Below are 3,787 nucleotides of genomic sequence, written 5' to 3'. Positions count from 1 at the left end.
ATTATAAAAATTACCACATAAATAAAAATTATTATTTTGAAATCTATTTCATTTTTTATTTCAATTGTCAAGTAAGGAATATTTTGAAAATTTTTAAGTAAAACTTCTATTAAATTATAAATCCCTTGAATAAAAAATGAGAATATTCTAATCAAACTTTCTGGTAAAATTATTGAAATAAATCCCAAAATTATAAATAAACTTCCAATTGGTGTTAATACTAGATTTGTAAAAAATGATAAAATTCCCATTGTTTTAAAAAAATATAAAGTTATTGGAGTAATTCCCACTTGAATAACCAATAAAAATATAATTGTGTTATAAAAATTTTTATCTTTTACTTTCTTTATTTCAAATTTTGGATAAACCCATAAAATTAAAAATACACAAAGGTATGACATTATAAAAGAAATATCTCCTAATGAATTAGGATAAATAAAAAGATTTATAATAAAAGCTACAATAAAAGATTTTTTTATATCATTTCTTTCATAAATTATATTTCCTACCATATACACAACAGCCATTATATAAGCTCTCAACACAGAGGGACTTAATTTTATTGCAAAAACATAAAAACTTAAAATAATCAAAGCTCCACTATATTTTATCTCTCTTTTCAAAGATAACTTATTTAAAATATATAAAATTGCTCCGCTGATTACTCCTAGATGAAGTCCAGAGATTGCTAATAGATGACTTGCTCCACTATTTCTAAAATTTTCCTCTATATCTTTATATATCTTTTTCTTTTCTCCTAAAACTGTGGTTTCTATAAGATTTACACAACCATTTGAAAGATAATTCCTCAATTTTTTTATTTTATTTTCCAAAATTATTTCAATTTTATTTTTTTCTTTTTTTGTTTTTTCTATCTCTTCTAGCAAAATATATCTCGGTTTTATTCCTGTAATCTCACCTAAAATTTCATATTTTCCATCTTCAATACTGAGATAAATATTTTTTCTAAGAAGTGGTATTTTATTCTCTATTCTCTCAATTTTTCCCACTCCATTAGAAATCTCAGTTTTTATTGTTACTATATCTCCAACTTTATACTCGTTAAAATTAACAATAAATAAAATCCTAACCAAAAATAAAAGACTTAAAGCATAAATTTCTTTATTTTTTACTCTAAAAATAAACCAAAAACTTCCCAATAAAAATAAAAAAAATATTATCAAAGGAATTGGAGAAAATAGATATAGCCCTATCTCAATTATTGCAAAAATAGTTCCAATCAAATATATTTTCTCCATTTCTTCCTCCATTATTCTTGATATTTATAATAGAAAAAATATGAAATAATAAAAGAAATAACTCCAAAAATCGCTGTCATATATATTCCATCTTTAGTAACAGAGTTGTCTATATTATTTCCCCAAACTAAAATAAATGGTAAAACTAAAATTGATAACATAAAAGCAAGTTTTAAGAAAAATCCTTGCACTCCGAAACAGATTCCATCAATTTTATTTCCAGTTCTTTCATATATTTTATTACTTATCTCACTTAACATTGCAGGTGGTAAAATAAATGCTGCTCCAGCCACTGGGATTCCAATCAAACCAAACAGTTTTAATCCAAAAGATGTTGGAATAACTTTTCCAAGTAAGAAAAGCATTGTAGTAAACACAATTAAAGCTGAAAGACATAAAAGCATTAATTTTCTATAACCTATTTTTTTAGCTAATTTATTTGTTGGATAAAAACAAAGAGCTGACATTCCAAATAAAAATACTGAGGCAATAGTTATTTGAGATTTTCCATATCCCATAATATCTTCAACATAATAGTTCATTGTGGCTCTTAAAGTATTAAATCCTACAAAGAAAAATAAAAGTCCTAATAAATAATAAATAAAACTTTTGTACTCTAACATAGATTTTACAGTTTCTCTGAAACTAATTTTTGAAACCTCTCCATTTGAATAATTGTTTTCTTTAACTCCAAAAACCGTTATATATCCTCCAACAGCAGAAATTATACTCAAAATTATGACCATTCCTCTAATTCCAAATACAGCGTCGCCTTTTCCTATAATTTCTATTAATTTTCCTGGAAGTATCATTGCAATAGCTGTATAAAGAAGTCTAAATACCGACTGCCAAGTTGAAAGATTTAATCTCTCTTCCATAGTTTTTCCAATCTCTGGAATAAGAGCATTGTATGGTGCTCCTACTATTGTATAAAAAGTAAAAAACAACGAACCTACAATAGCAAGATAAATAAATGATAAACTGTCATTTCCAACTGGTGGATAAAAAAATGCTATTGTTGTAAGTCCTAAAGGAATACTTCCTACAGCAATAAATGGAATTCTTCTTCCCCATCTTGTATGAACTTTATCTGATAAATATCCAATAGTCGGGTCTGTTATCATATCCACTATTCTTGAAATTGCCAGTGCAATAGAAATAAGAGCTGGTGCCATTATAGGTTTTAGTCCTGAACTTTCTGGTGGCAGATAAAAATACAAAATCCATTGTGCAAAAATCTGGTCAACTATTGCATAGCTAACCCCTAATCCATAAAAAATCTGTGTACTTTTTGTTAGTTTCATTTTTCCGTCCTTTATTCCACCATTAATGGAATTTTTCTTTCTTCATAATTATTTATTATTTTATAAATTATACTTGCTTTCTCATTTAGTTCCAAAAATCTTAAGCTTTCAGGAGATAATTTTTTCTGAATATTTTTAAAAGAAGTAATAATCTCTATATTATTTTCTTTCACCTTTTGAAACTCCTTTAAATATTCCTTACCCTTTTTAGAAAATCCCATAACTCTAATATATGGAATATTATTTTTTAAATATTTTGTATCATTTTTTGTTATATCCAAAAGTATATGAATTAATATCCTTTGCACTCTACCTATTGTATATCTTTTAGTCATCAAATTTTCAAAAAATTCTTTGTAATTATCATATTTTATAGCCATCTCATAAAGTCTTTTCTCAAATCCAACTTCTACATCTTGTATTTCAAAAAGTCTGTCTCTTTTTTCTAAAATACTGTATCTTATTAAAGAATAAAATTTTTCCAAAGTAGTTATTTTATTATTTTTTATCTCGTTTTCCAAAATTTCATAAGATTTTTCAGGAACAAATTTTTCTATCTCTTTTTTTTCTAATATAAGCTTTCTTATTCCTGTGGCACTGAGTATCCTATTTTTTTCCTCCTCAGAATAATATCCTCCACCCTCTCTTTTAAGAGTTATAGGCTCAATATTATTCCCAAAATATTTTATAGCTCTCAAATACTCAAGCCCTAAAATATCATTCGAATTTAGTTCTATACTCTCATCTAAAAATTCTTTTAAAATTTTATTATAAGCATTTGGATAGGATATTCCCTCTTCTAATTGTTTTTTCAAATTTTCTTGAAAATTTTTATCTTCACTTATCTCTATTATTTTTTTTAAGTTTTCTAATCTATCACTTTCAGACCCGAAAATAATTTTTTCCACTCCAATAAAATTTAATATTCCAATAGAACCTCTAGCAAAAATCTCAGCACTTTGAGAAGAATAAAAACAAGGAAGTTCACAAATTATATCCACTCCCTCTTTTAATGCTATCTCTGCTCTTTTCCATCTATTTATTAGACTAGGCTCTCCTCTTTGAACATAATCTCCACTCATAACTCCTATAACTATATCTCCTAACTCTTTAGCTTTATTTAGATGATATTTATGTCCATTATGAAAAGGATTATATTCCACTACAATTCCAACTGCTTTTTTCATATTCTCTCCATTTTTATTTTTCTCATCTAATTATATC

At 25.8% G+C, this 3,787-nt stretch carries 3 protein-coding genes; all 3 read right to left on the bottom strand.

Going from position 1 to position 3,787, the window contains the following annotated elements; genetic code table 11:
• A partial coding sequence (locus I6E15_RS09975) for a ComEC/Rec2 family competence protein (protein WP_235247626.1) occupies positions 1–1,259 on the bottom strand: 1,259 nt, incomplete at its 3' end.
• Positions 1,260–1,270: 11 nt separating this feature from the next.
• Positions 1,271–2,563 carry an MFS transporter gene (locus I6E15_RS09970; RefSeq protein WP_235247625.1) on the bottom strand — a complete coding sequence of 431 codons (1,293 nt, stop codon included), beginning with the start codon at positions 2,561–2,563 and terminating at the stop codon, positions 1,271–1,273.
• Positions 2,564–2,574: 11 nt separating this feature from the next.
• Positions 2,575–3,750 carry a nucleotidyltransferase gene (locus tag I6E15_RS09965; RefSeq protein ID WP_235247624.1) on the bottom strand — a complete coding sequence of 392 codons (1,176 nt, stop codon included), beginning with the start codon at positions 3,748–3,750 and terminating at the stop codon, positions 2,575–2,577.
• Between the last annotated feature and the right edge of the window lie 37 nt (positions 3,751–3,787).

It is taken from the genome of Fusobacterium perfoetens (assembly GCF_021531475.1).
GTDB lineage: Bacteria > Fusobacteriota > Fusobacteriia > Fusobacteriales > Fusobacteriaceae > Fusobacterium_B.
The sequence above is the reverse complement of the archived record's forward strand: the minus strand, read 5'-3'. Positions and strand labels throughout refer to the sequence as shown.

What these genes read in the sequence shown, in the direction of transcription:
- I6E15_RS09970 (WP_235247625.1), bottom strand. Translation starts at nt 2,563, where the DNA reads ATGAAACTAACAAAAAGTACACAGATTTTTTATGGATTAGGGGTTAGC.
- I6E15_RS09965 (WP_235247624.1), bottom strand. Translation starts at nt 3,750, where the DNA reads ATGAAAAAAGCAGTTGGAATTGTAGTGGAATATAATCCTTTTCATAAT.